Source organism: Candidatus Symbiopectobacterium sp. NZEC135 (genome assembly GCF_025962695.1).
In genome coordinates this window covers 1-25,612 of sequence record NZ_JAGFPF010000061.1, presented here as the reverse complement: position 1 = coordinate 25,612, position 25,612 = coordinate 1, and the positions used below count along the sequence as shown (strand labels likewise).

28 protein-coding genes are annotated in these 25,612 nt (G+C 53.1%); 15 read left to right on the top strand and 13 right to left on the bottom strand.

The window, feature by feature from the left end:
- Positions 1 to 459: iron-sulfur cluster repair protein YtfE (gene ytfE / locus J5224_RS20225; RefSeq protein WP_264627056.1), on the top strand; the 459-nt coding region annotated here is incomplete at its 5' end.
- Positions 460 to 618: 159 nt separating this feature from the next.
- Here the strand turns inward: ytfE and fklB are convergent.
- A complete protein-coding gene (fklB, locus tag J5224_RS20220; protein ID WP_264627055.1) occupies positions 619 to 1,239 on the bottom strand; it encodes an FKBP-type peptidyl-prolyl cis-trans isomerase in 621 nt (206 codons plus the stop codon).
- Between the two features lie 346 nt (positions 1,240 to 1,585).
- Between fklB and J5224_RS20215 the strand changes: the two genes are divergently transcribed.
- The gene (locus J5224_RS20215) at positions 1,586 to 2,251 is read left to right on the top strand and encodes a LysM-like peptidoglycan-binding domain-containing protein (protein WP_264627054.1); all 666 of its coding nucleotides are present in this window, start codon (positions 1,586 to 1,588) and stop codon (positions 2,249 to 2,251) included.
- Between the two features lie 7 nt (positions 2,252 to 2,258).
- Here the strand turns inward: J5224_RS20215 and J5224_RS20210 are convergent, their stop codons facing one another.
- The 5 genes from J5224_RS20210 to rpsF all read right to left on the bottom strand — a co-directional run bounded on the left by J5224_RS20210 (position 2,259) and on the right by rpsF (position 4,224).
- Complete coding sequence (locus J5224_RS20210; protein WP_264627053.1) at positions 2,259 to 2,636, bottom strand: DUF488 domain-containing protein; 378 nt, start codon at positions 2,634 to 2,636, stop codon at positions 2,259 to 2,261.
- A gap of 146 nt (positions 2,637 to 2,782) precedes the next feature.
- A complete protein-coding gene (rplI, locus tag J5224_RS20205; protein ID WP_196907796.1) occupies positions 2,783 to 3,232 on the bottom strand; it encodes a 50S ribosomal protein L9 in 450 nt (149 codons plus the stop codon).
- A gap of 41 nt (positions 3,233 to 3,273) precedes the next feature.
- Positions 3,274 to 3,501, bottom strand: a complete 228-nt coding sequence (gene rpsR / locus J5224_RS20200) for a 30S ribosomal protein S18 (RefSeq protein ID WP_000135199.1) — start codon at positions 3,499 to 3,501, stop codon at positions 3,274 to 3,276.
- 4 nt (positions 3,502 to 3,505) lie between these two features.
- Positions 3,506 to 3,826, bottom strand: a complete 321-nt coding sequence (gene priB / locus J5224_RS20195) for a primosomal replication protein N (protein ID WP_222158074.1) — start codon at positions 3,824 to 3,826, stop codon at positions 3,506 to 3,508.
- Positions 3,827 to 3,831: 5 nt separating this feature from the next.
- The gene (gene rpsF / locus J5224_RS20190; protein ID WP_195312177.1) at positions 3,832 to 4,224 is read right to left on the bottom strand and encodes a 30S ribosomal protein S6; all 393 of its coding nucleotides are present in this window, start codon (positions 4,222 to 4,224) and stop codon (positions 3,832 to 3,834) included.
- Positions 4,225 to 4,589: 365 nt separating this feature from the next.
- On the opposite strand from rpsF, the gene J5224_RS20185 reads away from it, so the two are divergent.
- Positions 4,590 to 6,068 carry a glycoside hydrolase family 32 protein gene (locus J5224_RS20185; protein ID WP_264627052.1) on the top strand — a complete coding sequence of 493 codons (1,479 nt, stop codon included), beginning with the start codon at positions 4,590 to 4,592 and terminating at the stop codon, positions 6,066 to 6,068.
- 50 nt (positions 6,069 to 6,118) lie between these two features.
- Here the strand turns inward: J5224_RS20185 and yjfP are convergent, their stop codons facing one another.
- A complete protein-coding gene (gene yjfP / locus J5224_RS20180) occupies positions 6,119 to 6,901 on the bottom strand; it encodes an esterase (protein ID WP_264627051.1) in 783 nt (260 codons plus the stop codon).
- A 265-nt stretch (positions 6,902 to 7,166) separates the two neighbouring features.
- Between yjfP and J5224_RS20175 the strand changes: the two genes are divergently transcribed.
- From J5224_RS20175 to bsmA, 3 genes are all read left to right on the top strand, one after another.
- Entirely contained in the window at positions 7,167 to 9,146 is a 1,980-nt protein-coding gene (locus J5224_RS20175) for a methyl-accepting chemotaxis protein (protein WP_264627050.1), read from the top strand.
- A 280-nt stretch (positions 9,147 to 9,426) separates the two neighbouring features.
- Complete coding sequence (locus tag J5224_RS20170; RefSeq protein ID WP_264627058.1) at positions 9,427 to 9,810, top strand: YgiW/YdeI family stress tolerance OB fold protein; 384 nt, start codon at positions 9,427 to 9,429, stop codon at positions 9,808 to 9,810.
- A gap of 93 nt (positions 9,811 to 9,903) precedes the next feature.
- Positions 9,904 to 10,212 carry a biofilm peroxide resistance protein BsmA gene (gene bsmA, locus J5224_RS20165; protein WP_264627049.1) on the top strand — a complete coding sequence of 103 codons (309 nt, stop codon included), beginning with the start codon at positions 9,904 to 9,906 and terminating at the stop codon, positions 10,210 to 10,212.
- A 31-nt stretch (positions 10,213 to 10,243) separates the two neighbouring features.
- Here the strand turns inward: bsmA and rlmB are convergent, their stop codons facing one another.
- From rlmB to J5224_RS20145, 4 genes are all read right to left on the bottom strand, one after another.
- Positions 10,244 to 10,978 carry a 23S rRNA (guanosine(2251)-2'-O)-methyltransferase RlmB gene (gene rlmB, locus J5224_RS20160; RefSeq protein WP_264627048.1) on the bottom strand — a complete coding sequence of 245 codons (735 nt, stop codon included), beginning with the start codon at positions 10,976 to 10,978 and terminating at the stop codon, positions 10,244 to 10,246.
- 62 nt (positions 10,979 to 11,040) lie between these two features.
- Positions 11,041 to 13,503 carry a ribonuclease R gene (gene rnr / locus J5224_RS20155; RefSeq protein ID WP_264627047.1) on the bottom strand — a complete coding sequence of 821 codons (2,463 nt, stop codon included), beginning with the start codon at positions 13,501 to 13,503 and terminating at the stop codon, positions 11,041 to 11,043.
- Positions 13,504 to 13,544: 41 nt separating this feature from the next.
- The gene (gene nsrR / locus J5224_RS20150; protein ID WP_264627046.1) at positions 13,545 to 13,970 is read right to left on the bottom strand and encodes a nitric oxide-sensing transcriptional repressor NsrR; all 426 of its coding nucleotides are present in this window, start codon (positions 13,968 to 13,970) and stop codon (positions 13,545 to 13,547) included.
- A complete protein-coding gene (locus J5224_RS20145; RefSeq protein WP_264627059.1) occupies positions 13,906 to 14,193 on the bottom strand; it encodes a hypothetical protein in 288 nt (95 codons plus the stop codon). Before J5224_RS20145 ends, nsrR begins: the two co-directional genes overlap by 65 nt.
- 816 nt (positions 14,194 to 15,009) lie before the next feature.
- Between J5224_RS20145 and J5224_RS20140 the strand changes: the two genes are divergently transcribed.
- Entirely contained in the window at positions 15,010 to 16,506 is a 1,497-nt protein-coding gene (locus tag J5224_RS20140; protein WP_264627045.1) for a M12 family metallo-peptidase, read from the top strand.
- A gap of 85 nt (positions 16,507 to 16,591) precedes the next feature.
- On the opposite strand, the gene J5224_RS20135 is transcribed toward J5224_RS20140, so the two are convergent.
- Positions 16,592 to 17,512: a GntR family transcriptional regulator gene (locus J5224_RS20135; RefSeq protein ID WP_264627044.1), complete on the bottom strand. Its 921-nt coding sequence runs from the start codon at positions 17,510 to 17,512 to the stop codon at positions 16,592 to 16,594.
- A 152-nt stretch (positions 17,513 to 17,664) separates the two neighbouring features.
- Between J5224_RS20135 and J5224_RS20130 the strand changes: the two genes are divergently transcribed.
- The 3 genes from J5224_RS20130 (at position 17,665) to J5224_RS20120 (ending at position 21,242) form a co-directional block, all read left to right on the top strand.
- Positions 17,665 to 18,678, top strand: coding sequence for a zinc-binding alcohol dehydrogenase family protein (locus tag J5224_RS20130; RefSeq protein ID WP_264627043.1), 1,014 nt, complete (start codon positions 17,665 to 17,667; stop codon positions 18,676 to 18,678).
- Positions 18,679 to 18,737: 59 nt separating this feature from the next.
- Positions 18,738 to 20,024, top strand: a complete 1,287-nt coding sequence (locus J5224_RS20125; protein ID WP_264627042.1) for an ABC transporter substrate-binding protein — start codon at positions 18,738 to 18,740, stop codon at positions 20,022 to 20,024.
- Between the two features lie 102 nt (positions 20,025 to 20,126).
- Complete coding sequence (locus J5224_RS20120) at positions 20,127 to 21,242, top strand: glycoside hydrolase family 105 protein (protein ID WP_264627041.1); 1,116 nt, start codon at positions 20,127 to 20,129, stop codon at positions 21,240 to 21,242.
- A gap of 83 nt (positions 21,243 to 21,325) precedes the next feature.
- On the opposite strand, the gene J5224_RS20115 is transcribed toward J5224_RS20120, so the two are convergent.
- Positions 21,326 to 22,360, bottom strand: coding sequence for a type IV pilus twitching motility protein PilT (locus J5224_RS20115; RefSeq protein WP_264627040.1), 1,035 nt, complete (start codon positions 22,358 to 22,360; stop codon positions 21,326 to 21,328).
- Positions 22,361 to 22,382: 22 nt separating this feature from the next.
- Here J5224_RS20115 and J5224_RS20110 point away from each other — a divergent pair, with 22 nt between their 5' ends.
- The 5 genes from J5224_RS20110 to rdgB all read left to right on the top strand — a co-directional run bounded on the left by J5224_RS20110 (position 22,383) and on the right by rdgB (position 25,564).
- Positions 22,383 to 23,093: a YggS family pyridoxal phosphate-dependent enzyme gene (locus J5224_RS20110; RefSeq protein ID WP_264627057.1), complete on the top strand. Its 711-nt coding sequence runs from the start codon at positions 22,383 to 22,385 to the stop codon at positions 23,091 to 23,093.
- A gap of 72 nt (positions 23,094 to 23,165) precedes the next feature.
- A complete protein-coding gene (gene proC, locus J5224_RS20105; RefSeq protein WP_264627039.1) occupies positions 23,166 to 23,987 on the top strand; it encodes a pyrroline-5-carboxylate reductase in 822 nt (273 codons plus the stop codon).
- 44 nt (positions 23,988 to 24,031) lie between these two features.
- On the top strand, positions 24,032 to 24,586 hold the full coding sequence (locus J5224_RS20100; protein ID WP_222158092.1) for a YggT family protein: 555 nt from the start codon (positions 24,032 to 24,034) through the stop codon (positions 24,584 to 24,586).
- Positions 24,583 to 24,876, top strand: coding sequence for a DUF167 family protein YggU (gene yggU / locus J5224_RS20095; RefSeq protein WP_264627038.1), 294 nt, complete (start codon positions 24,583 to 24,585; stop codon positions 24,874 to 24,876). Before J5224_RS20100 ends, yggU begins: the two co-directional genes overlap by 4 nt.
- Before the next feature lie 82 nt (positions 24,877 to 24,958).
- Complete coding sequence (rdgB, locus tag J5224_RS20090; RefSeq protein WP_264627037.1) at positions 24,959 to 25,564, top strand: RdgB/HAM1 family non-canonical purine NTP pyrophosphatase; 606 nt, start codon at positions 24,959 to 24,961, stop codon at positions 25,562 to 25,564.
- The last annotated feature ends 48 nt before the right edge of the window (positions 25,565 to 25,612 follow it).

Below are 25,612 nucleotides of genomic sequence, written 5' to 3'. Positions count from 1 at the left end.
TCAGCACCGCTGGGCGACATCATTCCCCACATCATCCAGCGTTATCACGATCGTCACCGTGAGCAGTTGCCGGAATTGATCCTGATGGCTGAAAAAGTGGAACGCGTTCACCATGAAAAGCCGGCGTGCCCACGCGGGCTGGCCGCGCAGTTAGCGTTGATCCTTGACGATTTGTCCCAGCACATGATGAAAGAAGAACGCATTCTGTTCCCCATGATCCAGTCGGGTATGGGCGCACAAGCCTCAGGCCCTATCTCAGTGATGGAACATGAGCATGATGACGCAGGACAACAGCTGGAAGTGGTTAAAAGCCTGACCAACAACGTGACACCACCGGAAAACGCCTGCAATACCTGGCGCGCGCTGTACGCCGGTATCAATGTTTTTATTAGCGACCTGATGGAGCATATCCATCTGGAGAACAACATTCTGTTCCCCCGCGCACTGCGCGGTGAATAGCATCGCAGCCTGTGGCACGCTGGTTGCAGGATGAAAAATAAAAGCACCGTTGATGAAGCCGTCAGCGACATCATGCCGCGCTTGGCGTTGAATACGCCCGTTTGAACCGTCTTTATCCGGGTTTGCAGGGAGCACTCTTCAGCGCCCCCTGCGCCTGCATTAGAGGATTTCCAGCAGCTCGACTTCAAAAATCAGCGCACTGAACGGCGGAATGGATGCACCAGCACCACGCTCGCCGTAGGCCAGATTATGCGGAATATAGAGTTCCCATTTGGAGCCGACCGGCATCAGCGTCAGCGCTTCAATCCAGCCAGGAATAACTCCGCTCACCGGAAACTCTGCCGGTTGTCCGCGTTGAACGGAGCTGTCGAACACGCTGCCATCGATCAGGCGGCCCGTATAGTGTACACGCACGCGATCTTGACGCGCAGGAATAGCACCTTCCCCTTGCGTCAACACGCGGAATTGCAAACCAGACTCAGTCTGACTAACGCCGTCTTTACCGGCATTGTCTGCCAGGAAATTTTGACCTTCAACGGCCAACGCTTGTTGGCGCTCACGGCGCACCGCATCAGCACGTTCATGAATTTCGCGCAACGCGCGATGTACAACATCCACAGGCACGGCGGGCGCATTGCCTGCCAGTGCATCACGCAGACCTGTCACCAAGGCTTCAGGGATCAGCCCTTCCAGGCCAGATTCTTGCAACTGTTGGCCAACCTGCAAACCAATACCGTAACTGGCCTGCGCCTCAACGCTCTCGTAAGAAGGGGTGCTCATGGATGTTCCTCATTGTGTAAAAAAATGAAAACGCAGCATAACAGCGCTGAACGGCAGGGTAAAATCTTCTGTGCGATCGTTATACCTGTCATACTTCACGTTGCAGCGAGGCTGGCAGCACGCAGATACCGCTAAAGCCGGCCCACAGTCGAGAAAATCGACGTTACCAGTATGAAAGGCGAGCGAATACACTGCCCTATTCTATACTAAGGGTTCCACTTTCTCTCAAATTTGTTACCTTAAGCATCAACACGTTAGCGATTATGACTCTTGTATTACCTTCGTTGGCGCGTTACCTATATACTGGGCAGCTTTACAGGTTGCTATCGTTGCAAGAGAGGTCACCATGGGCAGAATCGCGCCCAGGAAACGAGTAGCCCCCGCAAGGGATTATCAAGCGCTGATTCGCAGCGTTCTACGCGTTCTTCCGCGTTTGCCTTTGGCTCGGGCCGAAAAACAGCGTAATGCGCCCTCTTTCAGCTTGTCATCACAGCGTGAACGTGTGCTGGATGTATTGCGAGGCCTGTGGCATCACCCTGATAGCTACCATTGGATGGATCCGCTGCCGGCCTTCCACCGCCGTGCGATTCTGATTGCTTTTGCACTGCTGCTGATCGCGCTGCTGTGGCCCTATTCGCCGCCAGCGTCACGCACCCCGTCTCCAGCCACCCCCATCGCACTGAATGAATCAGCCCCGATGCACGCCAATCTCGCCGACAGCACGCCAGCGCCGGCGGAAACAGCCGCACCGACTTGGCAGACCTATCCGATTGCCGCAGGGCAAACATTGGCGCAACTGTTCAGGGACAACAATCTGCCCGTTAACGATGTCTTTGCGATGGCTCAGGTGGAAGGAAGAGACAAGCCGCTGAGCAACCTGCGTGCCGGGCAGCAGGTCAAACTGCGGCTCAATGCGCAGGGAATGGTGTCAGAACTGGAGATTGAAACCGCTGATGGTCAGCAGGTGCACTTCACGCGCCAATCCGACGGCGTGTTTCTCCGCACGCGTTAAGGCCCGTTCAGACGTTACACTGCGCGAGCAGAAAATCCCGCAGAACCTGCGCATGATTGCGCTGCGGGTCTTTGCTGGCATAAAGCAGTGTGACCTCACCCGAATGGGCTAACGCCGACCTAATGATCTGCCAGTGGCGTTGCTGCGCCAGTTCGGCGCGATACTGCGCAACAAAAGCGTCCCACGCGTCGGGTGCTGCGTGGAATGCCTGACGCAGTGCGGTGCTGGGCGCAACCTCTTTAAGCCACTGTGCGCCTTCCAGACGCGCCTTTCGAACGCCGCGCGGCCAGAGTCGGTCCACTAGAAACGTGGGGTGCGCAAAAGGCAATTGCGCGTCATAAACCCGCTGTAAACGAATACGCGGCACATCAGCGACAGCGGACATAGCGATAACCTCCAGTAATAAGTCGGATTAGCATACGCCCAATAACCTTTACTGTGCTTACTGATAGCCCATAAAACGCAAAACGCCGACCCTAAGGTCGGCGTTTCACGCATAACGCTCAGCGCCCGAAGGCACCGTGGCATTGCTTATTCAGCAACAACCAGCACGTTCAGCGTAGCGAACACATCGCTGTGAACCTGGAAGCTCACTTCGTGGTCGCCCAGCGTACGCAGTACGCCGTTCGGCAGGCGAACTTCGCTTTTCGCGATAGCAACGCCAGCAGCGGTAACCGCATCAGCGATGTCACGCGTACCGATAGAACCGAACAGTTTACCTTCGTCGCCCGCTTTGGACGCCAGGGTAACGGTACCCAGTTCAGTCAGTTGAGCAGCGCGCGCTTGAGCAGCAGCCAGAACGTCAGCCAGTTTGGCTTCCAGTTCTGCGCGACGTGCTTCGAAGAACTCAACGTTTTTCTTGGTTGCCGGCACAGCTTTGCCCTGCGGAACCAGGAAGTTACGAGCATAGCCCGCTTTAACGTTTACCTGATCACCCAGGCTGCCCAGGTTTGCTACTTTATCAAGCAGAATAACTTGCATTACCTTATCCTCTCAAAGTCTCGTTAGTGGACTGTGGCCGATTACTGATGACGATCAGTGTACGGCAACAAAGACAGGTAGCGCGCGCGCTTGATAGCACGGGCCAGTTGACGCTGATACTTGGCACGAGTACCGGTGATACGGCTCGGGACAATTTTACCACTTTCAGTGATGTAGTTTTTCAGCGTTGCGATATCTTTATAGTCGATCTCTTGAACGCCTTCCGCGGTGAAACGGCAGAACTTGCGACGACGGAAATAACGTGCCATTTGGCTAGTCTCCAGAATCTATCAATTCAATCTGCTCGGCATGTAACACCAGTTTGTTCAGCCCATTGCGCCCTTGATGGCTGCAAATAAAGCCTTGAACCCTGATGTGCATACCGACCGTTATACTGTGGGTAATTGCTTGCGACTCACGTCCGCTGACAATCACGGGCATACGGCACCATGCTTGCCGACGAAGTCCGGCTTCCTCCTGTACCGAGCGGTGCTCAAGCACAAACTGGCAGTGAGGAATGCCCGACGGGCTGACCTTTCGTACCGGTGCCTTGCATATCATGCCAGACAGTTCCAGACGATTAGCGGTCGCCACGGCAATTACTCTTCAGAATCCCCAGCTTCAGCATCATCACCGGCTTCAGCGTATTCATCACGACGCTCACGGCGTTCGTCTTTCGCTTTCACCATCGGAGACGCTTCAGTTACAGCGTGTTTAGTACGCATAACCATGCTGCGGATAACGGCATCGTTGAAGCGGAAGTTAGTTTCCAGCTCATCGATCACTTCCTGCGGTGCTTCAACGTTCAGCAGAACGTAGTGTGCCTTGTGCAGTTTGTTGATCGGATAAGCCAGCTGACGGCGGCCCCAGTCTTCCAGACGGTGGATCTTGCCTTCTGCACCAGTGATAGCACCAGTGTAGCGCTCGATCATGCCCGGAACCTGTTCGCTTTGGTCAGGATGGACCATAAATACGATTTCGTAATGACGCATCGAATAGCTCCTTACGGATTTTTCAGCCTCCTGTCAGGGTCAGCCGCGGCCCATGGAAGCAAGGAACGTGTGTGTATGCGGCTGAAAAAATGACGCGTCAGTATACTTGCCCCCGTGAGTAAGCGCAAGGCGTTCTCTCGCCATTTTGGCGTAGCTTCCGGGCCGTCTTTGGGAAATCAAACTTACAAAAATCAATACAAATCACGTATTATTAACGAGTTAGCGCCAATAATCGTGATATATCTCTCAGTTACCCGACACGACCGTTTGCCAGCCTCAGTGTTAACGTCGACACTTTTTATCATCCAATTCGGGCGGCTCTCTCCAGTGGAACCGTTGTTCAGCAACGATGACAGGTGCATGCCATGATAAAAAACCAAACGCTTCACGATGCCGGTCAGGCCCAGCGTCTGCTGGAAAAGCAGCGAAAAGCGCGTTTTTACCCGGCTTTCCATCTCGCTCCCCCTACAGGCTGGATGAACGATCCGAACGGGTTGGCGTACTGTGATGGCCTGTATCATGTGTTTTATCAACACCATCTTTATGATGAACACTGGGGCCCCGTGCATTGGGGGCACATGACAAGCCACGACCTGGTGCACTGGCAGCATCAACCCATTGCGCTGGCACCCAGCGACGCGTTCGACAGGGACGGTTGTTTTTCCGGTTGCGCCGTGAATGACAATGGCCTTCTTACGCTTATCTATACCGGTCACGTGTGGTTACAGGGTGTCGGTAATGACAGTGCTGTCCGCCAGGTACAATGCATTGCCACCAGCGAAGATGGTCTCCATTTCACTAAACACGGCGTAATAGTCACCCCACCCGACGGCATCATGCATTTCCGCGATCCCAAGGTTTGGAAGCAGAATGGTCGCTGGTTTATGGTGATCGGCGCGCGTGATACCAACGATCGGGGGCAAGTCTTGCTTTATAGCGGCACCTCACTATTCCAATGGCGTCTGGAAGGGGTATTGGCAAAAGCCGATCGCTGGTTGGGCTACATGTGGGAGTGCCCGGATTTCTTCCCGCTTGGGGATAAATACCTGCTGATGTTTTCACCGCAGGGCATGACACCTGAAGGCTATCGCTACCGTAATCGCTTTCAGAGCGGCTATATTTTAGGCCGCTGGCAACCGGACCACCCTTTTACACTTGAGCAGCATTTTCAGGAATTGGATGCCGGCCACGATTTCTATGCGCCACACTCTTTCGTCGCCGCCGATGGACGCCGCTTGCTGTTCGGCTGGATGGATATGTGGGAGTCCGAAAGACCCACTCAGGCCGACGGCTGGGCCGGATGTCTGACATTGCCGCGCGAACTGACGCTGGATGCGCAAGGGCGCGTCAGAATGATGCCGGTGCGGGAACTGCAAGCACTGCGCCGAGAAGCACACTCACTGCCCGCATTTTCACTGAACAACCAACGGCGCAGGCTGGGAATCAGCGCGCTTCAGGCGGAAATTCAGATGACGTGGGATATTCAAAAAAGCCAGGCGGAACGCTTCGGCATCGAGATTGCCATCAGCGACGATCGGCGCTACGTCACCCGGTTTTATGTCGATACCCAGTCTCGTCGTTTGGTGTTGGATCGTAGCCAATCAGGATTGGGTGTCGGCGGCTATCGCAGTGTGGCACTGCCCGACGGCGATTCACTTGATCTACAGATTTTTATCGACCACTCCTCAGTGGAAGTCTTTGTCAATCAAGGGGAAACCTGTCTCACCAGCCGTATTTATCCACCAACAGAAGGACGCGGTATCGCGCTTTATGCCGAAAATGGGAAGGCGTACTGCCAGGCATTTAACCACTGGCAGATGGCATCCATCTATTCTGAGCAGTAACCACAGCGCGCCAACGGGACACGTCAGGCAGTCCCCCCATTACCGGCGAATCAGGCTATCGGTGCCTCAGGCAAGGGTACGGCGGCAAAATGCCGGGTAAAGAAACGGCTGCCCGCCGTCAGCGCCAACGGGGTGATGCGGTGCGCCACGTCACGTTCAGTCAGGTAGGTGACGTTATGGTGCTGGTTATCCGCTTTCAGTGCCGCATATAAGCGCGCGCTATCAGCGGCGGGGACTACATCATCGGCATCGCCATGCCACAGCAATAGCGGACGATTGGCTAACGCAGACAGTCGATCGGTGACATCATAATTGACCAGCGTTTGCGCCAACTGGCGCAGCAGATCGTCAGACCCCGGACTTCCTGTGGGGACTGGAGGGTAAAGCGTACGCGACAGCGCAGAAAAATACCCAGACCCCATAAACGCCGCGACGGCTGAAATCCACGGATAGCGCGCCATGCTAGCCAACGCGGTCATGCCGCCAAGCGATGCGCCCGCAACGCCAATTTTCTCATCCGCAACCCACCCGCGCTGACGCGCGGCATCCACCAGTCCCGGCAGTTCCTGCACGTTAAATTGCAGAATATCCCAGAAATGACGTAAACGACGGGCCTCATCGCCATCATAACGCGCGCCGTGCATCGCTGCGTCAGGCAAAATAACACGAAACCCCACTTGGGCTAACGCATAACCAAAATAGGCGTATACTTCCTTGGACGAGGTATAGCCATGAAAAAAGAATATCGTCGGTAACGGATACGCCTGCTGACCGCTGGGGGTTGCATGCAGGACATCAATCCCGTTCAAGGTATCTGGCGAAATTTCTACCATGTGGGTTCTCTCTCTTTTTTCTTTCCGCACATCGTTAAGCATAAACTCGGGTTGCCTAACACCCTATCACCAAAAATAAATTTTTTTTAAATACAAATTCGCAATGATTTATAACAAAGACTGCAATGTAAAGTTACACAAATCAGATGAATTATTTACTTACTCTGCCGTTACTGGCGTTAACTGCTGGCGCTTGGCTGTGCGGCAGTTGACAACATCATGGGTCATTTTCCAGCACGGATTGCACTAATAAAAGAGACATAGCATGCTGCAATTTTCTTCTTTTCGACACTGGGGTTTAGGCATCAAGCTCTCAGCGATCGCCTCGCTGAGTGTGGCCGTGCTGTTTTTGGTTTTCACTCTGTCACTGACGCGTTCTGCGGGCGATCAGTTAAAAGCGCTGACGCTGCACGATATGCAGAGCCAGGTGACCGGTGTGACAGACATGATCGCTATGTACGATGCTGGGTTACAAGCGGAAGTGGGTAACTACAGCACGCTGTTCGCCAGTTTCCTTCCCACCCAATACAGCATTGATACCACCCAGCGGGTGCCGTTCGGCGATGGTTCACAGCCCACGCTGAAAGCGGGTGATACGCAGTTGAATGTGAACACGGCCATCGTGGATGATTTTCTCAGCCGCACTGGCGCGATTTCAACACTGTTTGTGCGTGACGGCGATGACTTTGTACGCACCACGACCTCATTGAAAAAAGAAGATGGCACCCGTGCCATAGGCACTCGGCTCGACAGAGAAAGCGCCGCCTACACCGCTATTATAAAGGGTGGAACCTATAGCGGTCTGGCTCCGCTGTTCGGCAAGCAGTACATCACCCAATACACGCCCATCAAGGATACATCAGGCCAGATTATCGGCATCCAGTTTGTCGGCATCGATATCACGCGTGAATTCACCCTGATGCAGCAACGCATTTTGGAAAAGCGCATTGGCGAAGATGGGCATTTCTTCGTGATTAATGCGAAAAAAGGCAACGAGTTCGGCAATTACCTCTACCACCCAACGCGTGCTAACCAGCGTCCTGACTGGTCCGAAGGCGCGCTGAGCCAGATTCTGGGCGCCCATGACGGCACGCTGGAGTACCGTGACAACAGCCTGTCGCCGAACGAACAGGAACAGGTGATGGTTTTTCAGGCGGTGCCGCAGTGGGGATGGGTGATCGTGGGTACGCTGAGCAAAAGCAACTTGCTGGCTAACATCACTCATACACGCAATCTGTTCCTGGCTGGCGGCGCCTTATTGACGCTGATTTTTGCCGTGTTCTTTATGTTACTGACGCGCCAGTGGCTAAGCCGACCGCTGGAAGACGTGGTAAAAGTGGCGGAACAGTTCTCTGCCGGGAACCTGCAAGCCACGCTGACCACACAACGCAATGATGAAGTGGGCCGCCTGATCGGTGCCATCAACGGTATTGGACAAGGGCTGACACGCATCGTCGCCCAGGTACGCGCCTCCGCAGAAGAGATCAGCGCCAGTACAGACGCGCTGGCACAAGATAGCGAAAACATCAGCGAGCAGATCAGCCGTCAAGCCAGCAGCGTGGAAGAAACCTCTGCCAGCATGGAGCAGATTTCAGCGACGGTGCGGCAAAATGCGGACAACGTTTCCAGCGTGCGCCAGTTGGCGGAAGAGAGCGCCAACGCCGCACAGCACGGCAGCGAGCGCGTGAGCGATAGCGTCTCTACCATGAGTGACATTAAGGATTCTTCGCAACGTATTTCCGACATCACCTCCGTGATCGAATCCATTGCGTTCCAGACCAACATTCTGGCCCTGAACGCGGCGGTAGAAGCAGCTCGCGCCGGAGAGCACGGTAAAGGTTTCGCCGTGGTGGCCGCCGAAGTACGCGCGCTGGCCCAACGCAGCGCAACCGCTGTAAAGGAGATTGAAACGCTGATAAACGAATCGCTGGAAAAAATTGAAGCGGGTTATCGTATTTCCGCCAAAACCCAGTCGGCGATGGACGATTTACTGCAACGTATTCATCAGCTCAGCACTATCATCAATGAAATTGACACAGCCTCTCGTGAGCAATCGACAGGCATAGAACAGGTCAATATCGCCGTGGTGCAGATTGGTCAGGCAACGCAGAAAAGCACTGAACTGGTGAGTAATTCTGAATACACGGCACAAGGATTGCGCCAGAAAGGACATCATCTCACCGAACTGGTCAGCGTGTTTCAGATAGATGAATCAACCCCTGCGCTGACACACTTACCACGTTAAACACGGGTTTTATTCCCGGCCTCCGCTGCGCTCAGGCTGCGTGAGGCCAGTGGTGTTTACTCGACAGGCAATGCGCCGGACGATAACACGGCGTCCCCCAGCGCTTTATCTTGATATCCGACGGGATGATAAATCAATAATAAACAGCACGTTACAGAAAATACACTTCTTATTAAACACAATAAAATCGCTAAAAAACAGGATAAAGCGTTTCATTCCTTGAGAATAATAGCATAACCATCCACACTTACCTCAGGCCATAACCCTCAAGGATATCATGATGAAGAGAACGTTTATCGCCCTTTTACTGGGTGCCGTTTCTGTTGGCGCGCTTGCGCAGCAAGGAGGATTTGTCGCACCGAACAACGCAGGCACCACGTCGGGTGGATTTAAAGGCCCGGTGCCCGGTTTAACCACCGTAGAACAGGCTAAAACACTCAGGGACGATGCTTGGGTGGTATTGGAAGGCCATCTGGTCCGGCAGTTAGGGCATGAATTGTACGAATTCCGCGACAGTTCTGGCACCGTCAATGTTGATATCGATGACAAACGCTGGGCGGGACAAACGGTCACGCCCAACGACAAAATCCGCATCGAAGGCGAAGTGGATAAAGACTGGAATAGCGTAGAGATCGACGTTAAATCAGTGCATCTGGTGAAATAACGCGTCAGCGCAGAGGGGCTTAACGCCCCTGTTCACTCGGGGCCAGCCGCGCTACACTGCGAAACACCGCCCTTTTTCGCTGTTAAGGAACTTATGGCTGCGCTCACGCGGTTCATCGCCCTTTCCCTCACAACGCTGCTGTGCGCCTGTAGTGCTTTTCAAGGCAAGCCAATGCCGCTGCCGCCGCCAACACAGCGGGCACAGCTTATCGTCTATGCCCAAACCGGCACCTTAGAGAAAATGGGATCGATATCGGTCAACGTGCGGGGCAATACCGACGACGCCGATCGTGCCATCCAACAAAAAGCAGACGCTTACGGCGCACGCTATTACACCATCACGTTGAAGCAAGAGCACGAATTGACCAACACGTGGACATCACGCGCCGTGCTATACCGCTAAACCGGCGCGTTGATGCACAAAACAGGCGTGGTTACGCCAGACGCTGTCTGACCGCTTCAAACAAACAAACGCCGGTCGCAACTGAAACGTTGAGCGACGAGACGCTGCCAGCCATCGGGATACTGATCAGCTCATCGCAGTGTTCACGCGTCAAGCGGCGCATCCCTTCCCCTTCCGCGCCCATAACCAGCGCCAGCGGGCCGGTCAGCTTGCTCTGATAGAGCGTGTGATCGGCTTCACCCGCCGTCCCGACGATCCACACCTGATTTTCCTGCAATAAACGCAGCGTGCGCGCCAGGTTGGTCACGCGGATCAAAGGCACATTTTCCGCCGCCCCGCAGGCCACTTTTTTCGCGGTGGCATTGAGTTGCGCAGAACGATCGCGCGGCACAATGATCGCATGCACCCCGGCAGCATCGGCGTTACGCAAGCACGCACCGAGGTTGTGAGGATCGGTAACGCCATCCAGTACTAACAAAAACGGCTGTGCTACGCTTGCCAGCAGATCTGGCAGATCGTTTTCCTGATACTGACGCCCCTCTTTAACGCGCGCCACGATCCCCTGATGCACGGCTCCTTCGACCTTGCTATCCAACCATTGACGATTTGCAACCTGAATCACGATGCCATTGGCTTCCAGGGCGGCGATCACCGGTTGCAAACGGCGATCTTCACGCCCTTTCAGGATAAAGACTTCCAGAAAACGCTGTGGATCGCGTTCTAACAGGGCATTGACTGCGTGGATACCGTAAATAATTTCGCTCATTGATACTCTTCAAACGTGGTGTGTTAACGAACGGCGGCAATGCCGCCATTCGCTGTGGACATTTACTGTGCCGCGTTCTTTTTACTGGCGCGTTTCGCCTTGGTGGCGGCGGCGATTTTACGTGTTTTCTCGGCGTTTTTCTGCGTCTTGTCGGTCTTTTTCTTCGCTTTTGCCTTTGCTTTCACCTTATCAGGCGCCGCCTTTTTCCCTGCGTTATCGTCCTTGCGGAACGCGCTATCAGGTTCAAAATTAGCCGGTTTCTTACCGCCGCGCCGTGCTGGCCGTGCCTCACGGCGGACCGGTTTTTTCGCCTTATCGCGTGCAGTCTTGCCTTCACCGCGCACTTTACGGGTGCTGGAGAGCAGCGAGAAATCGATATTGCGTTCATCCATATTGACCGCTTCCACGCGAATTTCGACCTCATCACCGAGACGATAGACCTGCCCGCTCGATTCACCGATCAAGCGCTGGCCCACATTGTCATAGCGATAATAGTCGTTATCCAGCGTGGAGACATGCACCAGACCGTCGATAAACAGATCGTTGAGGCGCACGAAGAAACCAAAGCCGGTCACGCTGGCAATGATCCCGGTAAAGGATTCACCGACGTGATCCTGCATAAAGTCACATTTCAGCCAGTCGGCAACATCGCGTGTAGCTTCATCGGCACGCCGCTCAGTGAGTGAACAGTGCATGCCCAGTTGCAGCATCTCATTGAAATCGCTGTGCCAACCGCCGGTCGGCGTCCAGCGTTCACGGCGATCGCTCAACAGATACTTAATGCCGCGGTGCAGTGACAGGTCGGGATAGCGGCGAATCGGAGAGGTAAAGTGACCGTAGGACGTCAGCGCCAGACCAAAGTGACCGCGATTTTCTGGATCGTAGATGGCCTGTTTCATGGAACGCAGCATCATGGTTTGCAGCATTTCATGGTCGGGACGATCCGCCACCAGCGTCATCAGTTCCGCATAATCTTTTGGTTCCGGCTTCATTCCGCCTTTCAGTTCCAGACCCAGCTCACCCAGCACACTGCGCAGCGCCAGCACGTGATCTTCGCTCGGGCGATCGTGCACACGGAACAGCGCAGGCTCCTGATTTTTCTCAACGAATCTTGCCGCTGAGATATTGGCCAGAATCATGCACTCTTCAATCAGTTTGTGCGCGTCGTTACGCACCATGGATTCAACGCGTTCGATACGGCGTTCCGCGTTGAAAATAAACTTCGCTTCTTCGGTTTCAAAGGCAATGCCACCACGCTCTTCGCGCGCTTTATCCAGCACCTGATACATATTGTGCAGCTCTTCCAACCCGCCTACCAACGGCTGGTAATGCGCACGCAGCTCCGCATCCCCTTGCAGCATATGCCACACTTTGGTGTAGGTCAGGCGTGCATGAGAGCGCATCACCGCCTCGTAGAATTTATACGTCGACAGTTTGCCGGTGGCAGAAACCGTCATCTCGCACACCATGCACAAACGGTCAACGTCCGGATTCAACGAACACAGGCCGTTAGACAGCACTTCCGGCAGCATCGGCACCACTTGCGACGGAAAATAAACCGACGTGCCACGGGCGCGCGCTTCATGATCCAGCGGCGTGTTAGGGCGTACATAATAGCTGACATCCGCGATGGCAACCCACAGACGCCAACCGCCACCGCGTTTTTTCTCGCAGTAGACCGCATCGTCAAAATCGCGCGCATCTTCACCGTCAATCGTCACCAGCGGCAACGAGCGCAGATCAACGCGCCCCTTTTTCGCGCTTTCCGGCACCTGTTCGTTGAAATCTTTGATCTGTTCTTCGACCTGTTTCGACCAGGTGTGGGGGATATCATGGGTGCGCAGTGCGATATCCACCGCCATGCCGGTGCCCATCTTATCACCCAGAATCTCAACAATCTTCCCGATGGCTTTGGTACGGCGCGTGGGGCGCTGGGTTAATTCCACCACCACCATGTAGCCCATGCGGGCACCGTTGATGTTCTCTTGCGGGATAAGAATATCAAAGCTCAGGCGGCTGTCGTCCGGCACCACAAATCCCATACCGGCATCGAGGAAGTAGCGACCGACTATCTGCCCGGTACGGGGTTCCAGAACCCGTACAATACGGCCTTCGCGCCGCCCTTTGCGATCGGCACCCAGCGGTTGCGCCAGCACCACATCGCCGTGCATGGTGCGTTTCATCTCTTCAGCCGACAGGTAGAGGTCGTCTTTACGCCCCTCAACACGCAGGAAACCAAAACCGTCGCGGTGGCCGATCACCGTGCCGCGCAGCAAATCCAGTTTTTCCGGCAGTGCATAGCATTGGCGGCGGGTAAACACCAGTTGGCCGTCACGCTCCATGGCGCGCAAACGACGGCGCAGCGCTTCTTGCTGCTCTTCCGTAGTGAGTTCCAAATCGGCAGCCAGTTCGTCGCGGCTGATGGGCGTATTGCGTTTTTCGATGTGGGCCAGAATGTATTCGCGGCTGGGGATGGGTGATTCGTATTTTTCTGCTTCTCGTTCCAGGAATGGATCTTGGGACATTGCGGTTCCTCCGTTGTCTTCAGCAGAAGGCTGAACGGACTTCATTCAACCAACAATAATTTATAAAGGGGCGGATTCTCTTTCACCATATCGGCCAACGTATGCTGGTCCAGTTCGGAGAGAAAGCGCTGAACACCTTGTTGCAGCACACCTTTTAAGCGGCATGCCGGCGTGATGTGGCAGAAAGCATGGTCGCAGTTGACCAGAGACAGCGGCTCTAGCGCGCGCACCACATCGCCAATGCGAATGGTTTGTGCAGGCTTGCCCAAACGGATGCCGCCATTTTTACCGCGCACGGCCATGACAAAGCCAGCCCGACTAAGTTGATTGATAATTTTGACCATATGATTACGAGAGACGCCATACACTTGCGTCACTTCAGTAATGTTCGTCATCTTCCCTTCAGGCAGCGATGCCATGTAGATCAGCGCGCGTAATCCGTAATCCGTAAAACTGGTTAACTGCACAGCAACCTCGGATACCCTCGGGTATCGGTAGGAACATCGTATCAGTGTTCATAGCAGCCATGTTCATCGCAACCATGTTCATCACAACAACGTTCATCAAACCATCAAAACCCATGCTGACAACGCACTTTTGCTTTTTTATGGTCAGAACAGCAACCCCGCAGAAAGAAAATACGCCACCAACATGAACGATAAACAACATAACAGCCAGATTTACTAGCAATAATAAACCAGTCGCAAATGATCTGGCGAATTATTTAGCACATTCCCTGGGTTTGCGCATTGATTGCTTCCTTTCATCGGTAAATTTCCATAGGTTGAGGCTTCACCTCTGAAGGGAGGGGAGATCCTGAGCCTCGTGACACTCTCGCTTGACATCCCTTTTCAGCAGTCCGGTGATGCAAGCAAGTGGTTACCCTCGATAAACGCGCTGCTTGCACAATAAACTGCCAACACAGGGATAAACATGAACTTACAGATATAAATAACAATCTATTGCACACAGGATAATCTTTCTATTATTTCCCTTGGTTAATTTCCTACGCTGCCAAATGGTTACTCTGTTAACGTTGCGTAAAGCGTTATGCTGAACTCCTGACAAACAAGACGAAATTGCAATGCAACTACTAAATTTAGTATCAAGCCATCTAATCATTGCATTGCATTGCATTGCATTGCATTGCATGCCTAAATTACTATTTTATTGATAAACAATGAGAATTATCAAAGAATAAAATTAATTCAATTCAAGCCTATATATAAATAAAAAAACAATTAACGACCTAACAACTTACATTAATTAAAAACAAAAAAATCATAGATAAAAACCACAATGAAAACCAAAAGTCAGATTATACTCAACATAGCGTTTGGCTTTGAAAAAAACCAGCGTGATAATAAGAAAAGGATTACAAGATAAAACAATAATTTAGAACAAAAAAAGCTTAATTTGTTACCCCTTAAAGTAAAATAAACATATCAGCCTGTTTATTATAAACATAAACAGTGATCGTTCTCATTTATTTATCGAGAGGTATCTATGCAAGTCTATAAAGTCATAATGATATTTCTAATATCACTATTTGCATTTAGCTCAAATAGTTATGCTGTATATCTGTATAACATTGAAGATGAGGGTGGTTCTGTCGTAAGCCTGAAAACTTTATTGGATCAACCAACCACTGAAGAATTAGTTGTCGCAAAATTAAATATTTATCAGCTAAATAGTGAAATCAAAAAACTTGAAATCCCTATAAACAATGACTTAGTGGTTAGTACAGAACTCATCAATTTTGAAACAACAGATAATCAGGCATCGGTTTGGCAAGGCCGAATTGTAAAAGTCAATAAAGGAGGTTACATTGATGATAAATTTAAAAACACAGTAGACAGTTTTGTTACTCTGATTAGGGCAGACAACAGACTTACCGGAATGATCTCTATCAGAGGAAAGATATATACAATCAAGCCATTAGATGAGTATAGAGTTGCAATTATCACGTTGGACAGCAGCAAGTTCCCTGATGAAGGTGAGCCGATAACTATCCCTGGCTTAGATGCCAGCCCAGCAGCACCTACCAATGGCGGAGCACAAATCCCTTTTAATCCAAATGCATTAAGCGAAATTAACATTTTATTTATCACAACCCCTGAAGCTTTTAGAGACATAGGTGAAAATAACTACAGGGGATTTATCGCCATGGCGGCCACGTCGTTGCAGCAAAATGCCGATAACAGCAATCTCAGAATACGATATAGGGTTAGAGATACCATCACCAATATCCCTGAGAACGGCCGAACCCAGCTCCAATTAATAAGGGCTATGCAGACCCCCGATAATGATCTGGGTAGATATACAGCATATGCACGTAATCGTGAAAGAGCAGACATGGTTCAATTAGTCGTCATCTATAATGGCGTTTGTGGATTAGGAAACCATTTGAACGGCTCCTTAGACAGTTTTAGGCATTGGGCATTTAGCACAGTCTGGCAGCGATGTGTCGAAAATTTTACCCATGTACATGAATTTGGTCATAATTTTGGTGCCATGCATGACATAAACACTGAACGAAACATCCATTTCCCTTGGGGATTTGGTTTTCGGGATACAGCTGTTGTTCCAGGATTTAGCACAGTGATGACGAGTTGTGCCGGTTGCAGTAGAATCAACATGTTTTCCAGCCCGCTGTTAAGACCTAATGGTCGTCCCATGGGAACCACAATGGAAGATAACCAGCGAGTGGTCGATCAAACACGCCACAATGCGGCGATGGTTTTTCCAAACGATCCTGGTAATCCTGTAGATCCCGAGTATCCAGTAGATCCTGGTTATCCCACCGGGGACTACGACTATGTGTTCCCGTACCGTATATCTACGTACCGAGCCGGAACACGTGTTTTACAGCCCCGAAATAACATTATTTACGAATGCCGTCCATTCCCCAATGAGGGCTTTTGTAGACAATGGTCGCCATCTACACCACAATTTGAACCAGGCTTTGGTTCAAATTGGCGAGATGCGTGGATACAGCGGTGATAACTGGTGGGGCTATTTATTATAGCCCCCAGTTCTCTACCTGCGAGCGCTATCCAACATAACCTCCCTCCCGCCATCGCGGCACTCAGGACGCCGCGTTGGCGGGCATTTGTCGTTCCATCGAATCGATCATTGACTGTTTTGCGGTATCTAAATGGCGGCGCAGCTCACGCATCGCAAGCAGATCGTTGCGACACAGCATCGCACTCAGCAATGCCAGATGCTCCTCCACCGCCAGCGTATTGCGCTGTTTGAGCGAACGCTCGTCCCACTGGTAGTGAAAATGGAACACCACTGAGATTATCTCGCTCATCTGATCGAAAAATGGATTATCGGCCGCCGAAATAATCAGTTGGTGCAGTTGCTGATCCAGCGGCGAAAACAGGCGATAGTACTGCTGAATATGGTTACGCAGTTCGCGATGGCTCTCCAGCAACTCTTTCACCGTGATCCATCGCGGATCGCTGTCAGGCAAGTTCATAAAGGCGTTCAGCGCGTGCGTTTCCAACATCTCCCGCAGTTCGAACAGCTTTTCGGCATAGGCCTGATCGAACTGTTTCATGCGCCAATAGCCCCGGCGCAGGCTCTCTATCAGATCGTAACGCGAGAAGCGCAGCAGAAACTCACGCACCACCATCGGCCGGACGTGGCACCGCCGTGCCAGTTGCAGTTCGGTAAAGGCATCGCCCGGCACAATCTGGCGCTGGTTGATCATGTGATAAAAGCGCTTTTCGAACAGTGCGGTTTGTTCCTCCAGCGTTTCGGCGATCACATCAAAACCGTCATTGTTCTCCGGCACGCGCGCAATATGATATTTGCCGCGTTCACGCACCACGATACCGCGCTCCGCCAGGTAATCCAGCGTGTGCATCACGGTAGTGCGACTGATGTTAAACATCTCCGCCAGCACTGCCTGAGAGGGCAACGGGGAGACCAGCGAAGCCTGATTTATCGCATCGATAAACTGGTTAATCACATGCTGGCGTAAGGTAGGTGTGCGGCTCATACAGGACCTTATTTGGTTTTTTATTCATTAAAAACCGATTAAGAGCCGAAGTCAGTGTGATTTATCACATTACTGAAAACACTGTGCAACATAGGGCCGTGTTTTAGGAAAAGATAACGGCACCAGGGGAAATTGATGTAGAGAATAAAAAAATGAAAAGTCTTATATGCCGCCAACCCACACAATTCGAATATAAAGAACGACCCGTGCCAACACCAGCGGAAAACGAAGTATTATTAAAAGTTAAAACGGTCGGCATATGTGGCACCGACATTCATGCCTGGGCGGGGAAACAGCCCTTTTTTAATTATCCTCGCGTGCTCGGTCATGAAATTTGTGGTGACGTTGTTGCCATCGGAAATAATGTCACCCACTTTCATATAGGCCAACAGGCGGCCGTTATTCCGTATATCGCCTGTAACAAATGCAGTGCCTGTTTAAACCATCGTCCGAATTGCTGCGAAAATATCTCGGTTATCGGCGTACACCAGGATGGCGGTATGGTGGAATATATCGCCGTACCGGAAAGTAACGTGCTGCTGGCAGAAGGCATCGACCCGGCCGCAGCAGCGCTGATTGAACCCTTTGCCATCAGCGCTCACGCTATCCGTCGCGCCGAATGTGCGCCGGGCGATAGCGTACTGGTGGTCGGCGGCGGACCGATTGGGCTGGGCGTCGCGGCCATTGGCCTGGCGGACGGCCTGAATATCGCGCTGGCTGATACCCAACCAGAACGGCGGGCGCATACCCATAACCTGCTGGGCATACCGGTACTGGACCCGGCATCTCCCCAGTTTGAACAACAACTTCGTGCCAATTTCCAGGGAGAACTGCCTAATAAAGTGATTGATGCCACCGGAAATGAAATCGCGATGAATAACAGCGTTAATCTTATTCGTCACGGTGGACAAATTATTTTTGTTGGTTTATTTAAAGGAAATCTCTCATTTTCCGATCCTGATTTTCATAAAAAGGAGACGACCATGAAAGGAAGCCGAAATGCCACCCATGAAGATTTTGCTAAAGTGGCAAGGTTGATGAGTGAAGGAAAAATCAGTGCGAAAATGATGCTAAGCCATCGGTTTGACTTTTCATCCCTCGCCGTGATTTATGAAACTGAAATAGTCAATAATAAAAATCTGTTGAAGGCGGTCGTGGAGTTTTAATCTCACTCTGCGGAATCATTGGACGAATGCCTTACCCTACAAAAAATAATGAGGTTGCTATGAAAATAAAATTACTGCCCTTATGTTTTGCTGTGAGTTTTGCCGTAACAGGAATCGCTGGTGCACACGCTCAAACCAAAGAACTGCGTTTCTCCTGGTGGGGCGGCAACCAGCGCCATCAGGCCACGCTCGCCGCCATTGCCGCATTTGAAAAAGCGCACCCGGACATCAAGGTGAAAGCAGAACCCGCAGGGTGGGATGGCTACCTCTCCAAATTAACCACGCAGTTGGCGGGCAACACTGAACCGGATGTGATGCAAACCAACTGGAACTGGCTGGTGCTGTTTTCCAAGGACGGCAACGGTTTCTATAACCTTAACAATGCCAAAGGGATAGACCTGACACAGTTCTCCCCGCAGGCGCTCAAAATGACCAGCGTGGACAACAAGCTTAACGCCATTCCTGTCGCGATGACGGGGCGTTCTATGTATTACAACCCGGAGTTGTGGAAAAAAGCGGGATTGAGCTATCCGCAGACCTGGGATGACATGCTGGCGGCGGGTCCGGTTTTTAAACAAAAACTGGGCGACGATCACTACCCCTTCGTGCTGGCTAATCACGACACCACCATCATGACGTTTCTGAACTCGTACATGATTCAGAAATACAACAAAACCATGATCGATGATAAAACCCAGTCCTTCACCTTTACCCCGCAGGAGTGGCTGGACTACTTCGGGATGTATAAAAAACTGGTGGACGGGCACGTTATCCCTAACATGAAGTTTTTCGCCGCCTACGGTAAAACCAACGCCTGGGAAATTCCTAACTGGCTGGAAGGCAAGATTGGCGGCGTGCACACCTGGAGCACCGATAACACGTTCTCCGGTAGCCTGAAAGCACCGGCCACGCTGGAAGTAGGGCCTTATCCGACGCTGCCGGGCGCCAAAGACAGCGGCATGTTCTACAAACCGGCCATGATGCTCTCCATCGGAAAAAACACCCGCTATCCGCAGGAGTCTGCCCAGTTGATCAACTTCTTGCTGAATGCGCCGGAAGGGGTCAGCGCCATGGGGCTGCAACGCGGCGTGCCGTTGAGTCAGGTTGCCAGCAAACAGTTAATGGATGCGGGTACGCTCAATGCCACACAGCTGCCCGTGCAGGGGCTGAAACAGGTAGAATCGCTGTACGGCAATATTGCACCGTCTCCCTATATGGAAAACCCACAGCTGTTGGCCTCGTTCCTGGAACACCTGCAAAAATACGATTATGGCCAGATGACGCTGGAAGAGATGGCACAATCGTTCCCCAAATCGGGGCAGCGCATTCTGAAAAAAATCATGTAATACCAGTACCTACGCTACGCTTCCGTGTGGCGTAGGTGCTATCCGCAATGGGTAAACCGTTTTATTCTGTCACTACGTTATTTGTAAACATGCGAGAAAACTATGAACGCCTTTGACACTGCGCACACGGACACCGCGGCAGCCGCCCGCCGCTACGACGCGATTTATCAAAAACTTGAGCAATTGTTCAATGAGATCATCACCGTTCGCACGGACGATGCCGCATTGAAGAAGCTGAAGGTGATCGCCTCCGATCTCTCGATCGAAAACTGGGACTGGTCGCAAGGCGTGGGGATCTACGGTATCTGGCGTCTTTATCAGGTCACGGGCGAACAGCGTTACCTGGACTATGTGCTGGCATGGTATCAACGCCGCCTGGCAGAAGGGTTGCCAGAGAAAAATATCAACCGCATGGCACCGATGCTGACGCTCACGACCATGGGGATCGCCCAGGAAACCCGCGAGCATCAAGCGCTGATCGAGGAATACGCACACTGGATTGAACACGAACTGCTGCGCACCCAAGAGAATGGGTTCACTCACTGCACCAGCGATCACCTCAATGAAGAACAACTCTGGGTCGATACGCTGTTTATGAGCGGCCTGTTCTATGCCCGCGCCAGCACCTACCTCAATCGTCCTTCCTATTTGGACGAAGTCAGCTATCAGTTCCTGTTGCACATCAAATACCTGATCGACAGAGATACCGGACTGTGGATGCACGGCTGGAACTTCACCGGTAACGGCAACTACGGCAAGGCGCTGTGGGGACGCGGTAACGGTTGGGCAGCCATCAGCACCGTCGATTTCCTGGAAATGCTGGACCACCAAGATGCCAGCTACCAGATGATCCTCAACACCTTCCGCCGTCAGGCGGATGCCGCCGTGCGCTATCAGGATGCCAGCGGGATGTGGCGTACCCTGCTTAACCAGCCTGACAGCTATCTGGAGGCTTCTGGCACCGCCGGTTTCACCTACGCACTGTTAAAAGGCATACGCCTCGGTCTGCTCGACGACCGCTATCACGATGCCGCCTGGAAAGGTGTCGACGCTCTGCTGAGCCGCATCAGTCCACAGGGGGAAGTGGCGGATGTCTCCGCAGGAACGTCGGTCGGGCACGATCTCGATCACTATCGCAAGATTGCCATCAAACAGCGCGCGTATGGTCAGTCGCTTACCATGCTGGCGTTGACAGAGGCATTGGCCGGGCTGAAGTAGCTTGTGCTGAGGCCCAAATTCTGGCAGCTCCGTGGCGTATCGGGCCGCTGCGGGGCTTTTTTCACCGCGATTTACCGCCTTATTTATGGCGTGAGCGCCGGTTCCGCATCCGGTGGCAGCAACCCCGCTTTCCAACGCTGTTGCCAGCAGTGCGCAAAAGTTTGCATCCCGCTTTGACCGCCCATCTGCAACAGGCCCGGCAACTGATGGCTTTTCCCCTCACGAATCAGGTTAGCCACCGCCGTATTGGCCAGCAACACTTCATACAGGGCAATGCGTCCGCCTCCGCGTCGTGGCACCAGTTGCTGCGCCACCACACCTTGCAGACACAGCGCCAGTTGGCTGCGCACGAAGTCTTTCTCCTGGGCGGGAAACACATCCAACAAACGTTCTACCGCCTGTGCGGCACCGCGCGTATGCAGCGTCGCCAACACCAAGTGCCCGGTTTCTGCCGCCGTTAACGCCAACCGAATGGTTTCACCGTCACGCAGCTCCCCCAGCAGGATCACATCCGGGTCTTCACGCAGCGCACCGCGCAAACCGTGGGCAAATGACGGGCAGTGCACGCCGATTTCACGCTGTTGAATCAACCCACGATCGCCAGCGAATTCGCGAGAATAGACGAATTCAATCGGGTCTTCCAAGGTGACCACATGGCACGCCTGCTGCTGCCTAAGCGCGTTCACCATCGCCACCAATGTGGTGGATTTTCCACTGCCGGTTGCGCCTGTCACCAGAATCAACCCGGCGGGCCGTGTTATCAATGAAGACAGAATCGGTGGCGCATGCAGTGTTTCCAACGCATGCGCCGTCGTCGCAATGGTGCGCAACGCAACGGAAAGGCCGGCATGCTGACGAAACAGATGCGCGCGCAGCCGAACGCCATCGGGTGTGGTCAATGCGCCATCAGCCTGCCCCTCGGCGTGCAATTGCTGACGCTGAAGGGCCGTCATCCAACTTTCGCCCCAACGCTCCAACTGCGCAGTGTTGCAACAGGCGCTGGTCTGTATCGGTTGTAACTCGCCATCAATACGCCACATCGGCGGATATCCGCTACACAGGTGCAGATCGGAGGCATTCTGTTTTACACTACAGGTTATCCACTCATTGATATCCATAGATCCCATCCTTAGCATGACCATGAACCCGATTGAGCAGAATCTACAGCACGTCAGAGAGAAGATCGCCACCGCAGCCGCCGCATGTGGACGCGACCCGCACGCGGTGACATTGCTTGCCGTCAGTAAAACCAAACCTGTGGCAGCGATCGAAGAAGCGATTGCCAGCGGGCAGCGCGGTTTTGGGGAAAATTATGTACAGGAAGGCGTGGACAAGGTGCTTTATTTCCGTGAGGCCCTGCCTCAGATGGAATTACAATGGCACTTTATCGGGCCGCTGCAATCCAACAAGAGCCGTCTGGTTGCCGAACATTTTGACTGGTGTCACACCGTCGATCGCCCTAAAATCGCCCAACGGTTGAGTGAACAACGCCCGGCGGCATTAGCGCCGTTGAACGTGCTGTTGCAAGTGAACATCAGCGGTGAAGCCAGCAAATCGGGGATCGCTCCCGCCGATCTTCCCGCCCTGGCCGCCACCGTCGCGGCGCTGCCACACCTGACGCTGCGGGGCCTGATGGCAATTCCGGCTCCGGAAAGTGACTACGCACGGCAGCTAGCCGTATTTCAATCGATGAATGACCTGTTTGCGCAGTTAAAATTACATTATCCTCAGGTGGACACCCTCTCCATGGGAATGACGGATGATATGAGCGCCGCGATTGCGGCAGGCAGTACGTTGGTACGTATCGGCACCGCCATTTTCGGTGCGCGTGACTATTCTCAGCATGGATAGGCCTCAGCAGGATAATCCCCGTCGAGGTTGAACCCAGAGACTGCCCGTTGACGAACACGAGAGAACATAAAGATGCAACACCGCAAGCTTACCTTTATTGGTGCCGGAAACATGGCGCAGGCCATCATTGCAGGGCTGGTTAACGGCGGTTATCCTGCCGATCGTATCCGCGTATGCGCACCGAGTGCCACACGACGGGATGCGCTGGCACAGCGCTATGGTGTGATCAGCAGCGACGACAATCTTGCGGGGGCGCAGGACGCTGACGTCGTGGTGCTGGCGGTGAAACCGCAACTGATGGCCAGCGTATGCGAGCCGCTGCGCGGTGTGCTGAACGTGCCGGGCAAGCTAGTGCTGTCTATTGCCGCTGGCGTCAGCGTAGCGCGCTTTCAAGCGCTGTTAGGGGAGCCGCTAACGCTGGTGCGTATTATGCCAAACACGCCGTCGTTGGTGGGCAAAGGCATGAGCGGCCTTTACGCCCCTGATAACGTATCGGCGGAAGACCGTGCCTTTAGCGCTGAACTGATGCAAAGCGTGGGTAAAGTATGTTGGGTTGAGCAAGAAAGCGGCATCAACGGCGTTATCGCCGCCGCAGGCAGCGCACCGGCCTATTTTTTCCTGTTTATGGAGGCGATGCAGCAAGAAGCCATGCGCCAGGGGTTCACGCCGGAAAGTGCACGTCAGTTGGTGCAGCAGGCGGCACTGGGTGCAGCCGCACTGGTAGAAGCCAGCCCGGATACTCCGCTTGCGACGCTGCGTGAGAATGTGACGTCTAAAGGCGGCACCACCGCAGAGGCGCTGCGCGTGTTTAATGAACGCCAACTGACACAAACCGTCGCCGATGCCATGCAGGCTGCCGTGCATCGCGCGCAGGAAATGGAAAAACTGTTTTAACGCACCGTTATTCTCTATATAGCTGATAAGGAATCGATGTTTCTATGCTAACCCTGACGTTTCTGGTCAAGACACTGGTCGACCTGTATGTAATGGTGCTGCTGTTACGCATTTGGATGCAATGGTCACGCAGTGATTTTTATAACCCGTTGTCGCAATTCGTGGTGAAAATCACGCAACCTATCGTCAGGCCGCTGCGCCGTATTCTGCCTGCACTCGGCCCTATCGATAGCGCATCGCTGCTGTTGGCGTTTCTGCTGACCACGTTGAAATATCCGCTGCTGATGCTGATTCAGGTAGGTGCTTTCGCGATAAGCCCGGTGAACTTGCTGGTGGGGTTATTGGCACTGTTAAAATCCGCAGGCTATCTGGTGTTCTGGGTGGTGATCATCAGAGCGCTGATGAGTTGGGTGAGCCAGGGACGCAGCCCGGTAGACTACTTGTTGTTCCAACTTACCGAGCCGTTTATGGCACCGATTCGTCGTATTATTCCGGCCATGGGCGGCATCGATTTCTCTGCCATGGCGGTGATTTTGATCCTGTATCTCCTGAACTACCTCGGCATGGATCTGTTTCCGGAATTTTGGTTCCTGCTGTGAGTGCAATCGCACTGCTGCCTGACGGACTGGTTATTCGGCTCTATATTCAGCCGAAGGCCAGCCGTGACCAGATAGTCGGCCTGCACGGTGATGAGCTGAAAGTCGCCATCACCGCGCCGCCGGTTGATGGTCAGGCCAACGCGCATTTGGTTAAATACCTTGCCAAGCAGTTCCGGGTGGCAAAAGGCGCGGTGAACATTGAAAAAGGTGAGCTGGGCCGCCATAAACAGATTAGAATTGTTAATCCGCAGCACATTCCTACGGAAATCGCCGCATTGATCTCGCAGTAACCCGCCGCAGGGAACTGCGCATCGCAACAGATAACGCCCCGCCATTCCTCACGATGGCATTAACAGAATGCAGGACACACGCATGGATACCACGAGGCAAAACGTCGTTTTAGCCACCGGCAACCCCGGAAAAGTTCGCGAACTCGCCGATCTGCTGGCGGATTTTGGCATGAATATCGTCGCACAAACCGAGCTGGGCGTTGATTCTGCCGAAGAGACCGGGCTGACATTTATCGAGAATGCATTGCTCAAAGCGCGCCACGCGGCGCACATCACCGGGTTACCTGCGGTGGCTGATGACTCGGGTCTGGCGGTTGACGCGTTGGGCGGCGCGCCGGGTATCTACTCCGCGCGCTACGCCGGGGTTGACGCCAGCGATCAAGCCAATCTGGATAAATTGCTCGAGGCAATCAAGGATGTGCCTGACGAACAACGCGGTGCCAGCTTCCACTGCGTGCTGGTTTATCTGCGCCATGCCGATGACCCGACGCCGCTGGTCTGCCACGGCCGCTGGCAGGGTGTGCTGACGCGTAAAGCTGCGGGCGAAGGCGGCTTCGGCTATGACCCTATCTTTTACGTGCCGAGTGCAGGCAAAACCGCCGCAGAAATGACGCGCGATGAGAAAAATGCGCTGTCGCACCGTGGTCAGGCGCTGCGTTTACTGCTGGATGCGCTGCGTCATGCATAAACTGCCGCCGCTCAGCCTGTACATTCACATTCCCTGGTGTGTGCAAAA

What these genes read in the sequence shown, in the direction of transcription:
- rpsF (WP_195312177.1), bottom strand. Translation starts at nt 4,224, where the DNA reads ATGCGTCATTACGAAATCGTATTTATGGTCCATCCTGACCAAAGCGAA.
- J5224_RS20110 (WP_264627057.1), top strand. Translation starts at nt 22,383, where the DNA reads ATGAACCCGATTGAGCAGAATCTACAGCACGTCAGAGAGAAGATCGCC.
- J5224_RS20100 (WP_222158092.1), top strand. Translation starts at nt 24,032, where the DNA reads ATGCTAACCCTGACGTTTCTGGTCAAGACACTGGTCGACCTGTATGTA.
- J5224_RS20210 (WP_264627053.1), bottom strand. Translation starts at nt 2,636, where the DNA reads ATGTCCGCTGTCGCTGATGTGCCGCGTATTCGTTTACAGCGGGTTTAT.
- J5224_RS20120 (WP_264627041.1), top strand. Translation starts at nt 20,127, where the DNA reads ATGAACGCCTTTGACACTGCGCACACGGACACCGCGGCAGCCGCCCGC.
- J5224_RS20130 (WP_264627043.1), top strand. Translation starts at nt 17,665, where the DNA reads ATGAAAAGTCTTATATGCCGCCAACCCACACAATTCGAATATAAAGAA.
- rplI (WP_196907796.1), bottom strand. Translation starts at nt 3,232, where the DNA reads ATGCAAGTTATTCTGCTTGATAAAGTAGCAAACCTGGGCAGCCTGGGT.
- rdgB (WP_264627037.1), top strand. Translation starts at nt 24,959, where the DNA reads ATGGATACCACGAGGCAAAACGTCGTTTTAGCCACCGGCAACCCCGGA.
- proC (WP_264627039.1), top strand. Translation starts at nt 23,166, where the DNA reads ATGCAACACCGCAAGCTTACCTTTATTGGTGCCGGAAACATGGCGCAG.
- rpsR (WP_000135199.1), bottom strand. Translation starts at nt 3,501, where the DNA reads ATGGCACGTTATTTCCGTCGTCGCAAGTTCTGCCGTTTCACCGCGGAA.
- rnr (WP_264627047.1), bottom strand. Translation starts at nt 13,503, where the DNA reads ATGTCCCAAGATCCATTCCTGGAACGAGAAGCAGAAAAATACGAATCA.
- bsmA (WP_264627049.1), top strand. Translation starts at nt 9,904, where the DNA reads ATGGCTGCGCTCACGCGGTTCATCGCCCTTTCCCTCACAACGCTGCTG.
- J5224_RS20140 (WP_264627045.1), top strand. Translation starts at nt 15,010, where the DNA reads ATGCAAGTCTATAAAGTCATAATGATATTTCTAATATCACTATTTGCA.
- J5224_RS20115 (WP_264627040.1), bottom strand. Translation starts at nt 22,360, where the DNA reads ATGGATATCAATGAGTGGATAACCTGTAGTGTAAAACAGAATGCCTCC.
- J5224_RS20125 (WP_264627042.1), top strand. Translation starts at nt 18,738, where the DNA reads ATGAAAATAAAATTACTGCCCTTATGTTTTGCTGTGAGTTTTGCCGTA.
- J5224_RS20135 (WP_264627044.1), bottom strand. Translation starts at nt 17,512, where the DNA reads ATGAGCCGCACACCTACCTTACGCCAGCATGTGATTAACCAGTTTATC.
- rlmB (WP_264627048.1), bottom strand. Translation starts at nt 10,978, where the DNA reads ATGAGCGAAATTATTTACGGTATCCACGCAGTCAATGCCCTGTTAGAA.
- J5224_RS20185 (WP_264627052.1), top strand. Translation starts at nt 4,590, where the DNA reads ATGATAAAAAACCAAACGCTTCACGATGCCGGTCAGGCCCAGCGTCTG.
- J5224_RS20215 (WP_264627054.1), top strand. Translation starts at nt 1,586, where the DNA reads ATGGGCAGAATCGCGCCCAGGAAACGAGTAGCCCCCGCAAGGGATTAT.
- yjfP (WP_264627051.1), bottom strand. Translation starts at nt 6,901, where the DNA reads ATGGTAGAAATTTCGCCAGATACCTTGAACGGGATTGATGTCCTGCAT.
- J5224_RS20175 (WP_264627050.1), top strand. Translation starts at nt 7,167, where the DNA reads ATGCTGCAATTTTCTTCTTTTCGACACTGGGGTTTAGGCATCAAGCTC.
- J5224_RS20170 (WP_264627058.1), top strand. Translation starts at nt 9,427, where the DNA reads ATGAAGAGAACGTTTATCGCCCTTTTACTGGGTGCCGTTTCTGTTGGC.
- fklB (WP_264627055.1), bottom strand. Translation starts at nt 1,239, where the DNA reads ATGAGCACCCCTTCTTACGAGAGCGTTGAGGCGCAGGCCAGTTACGGT.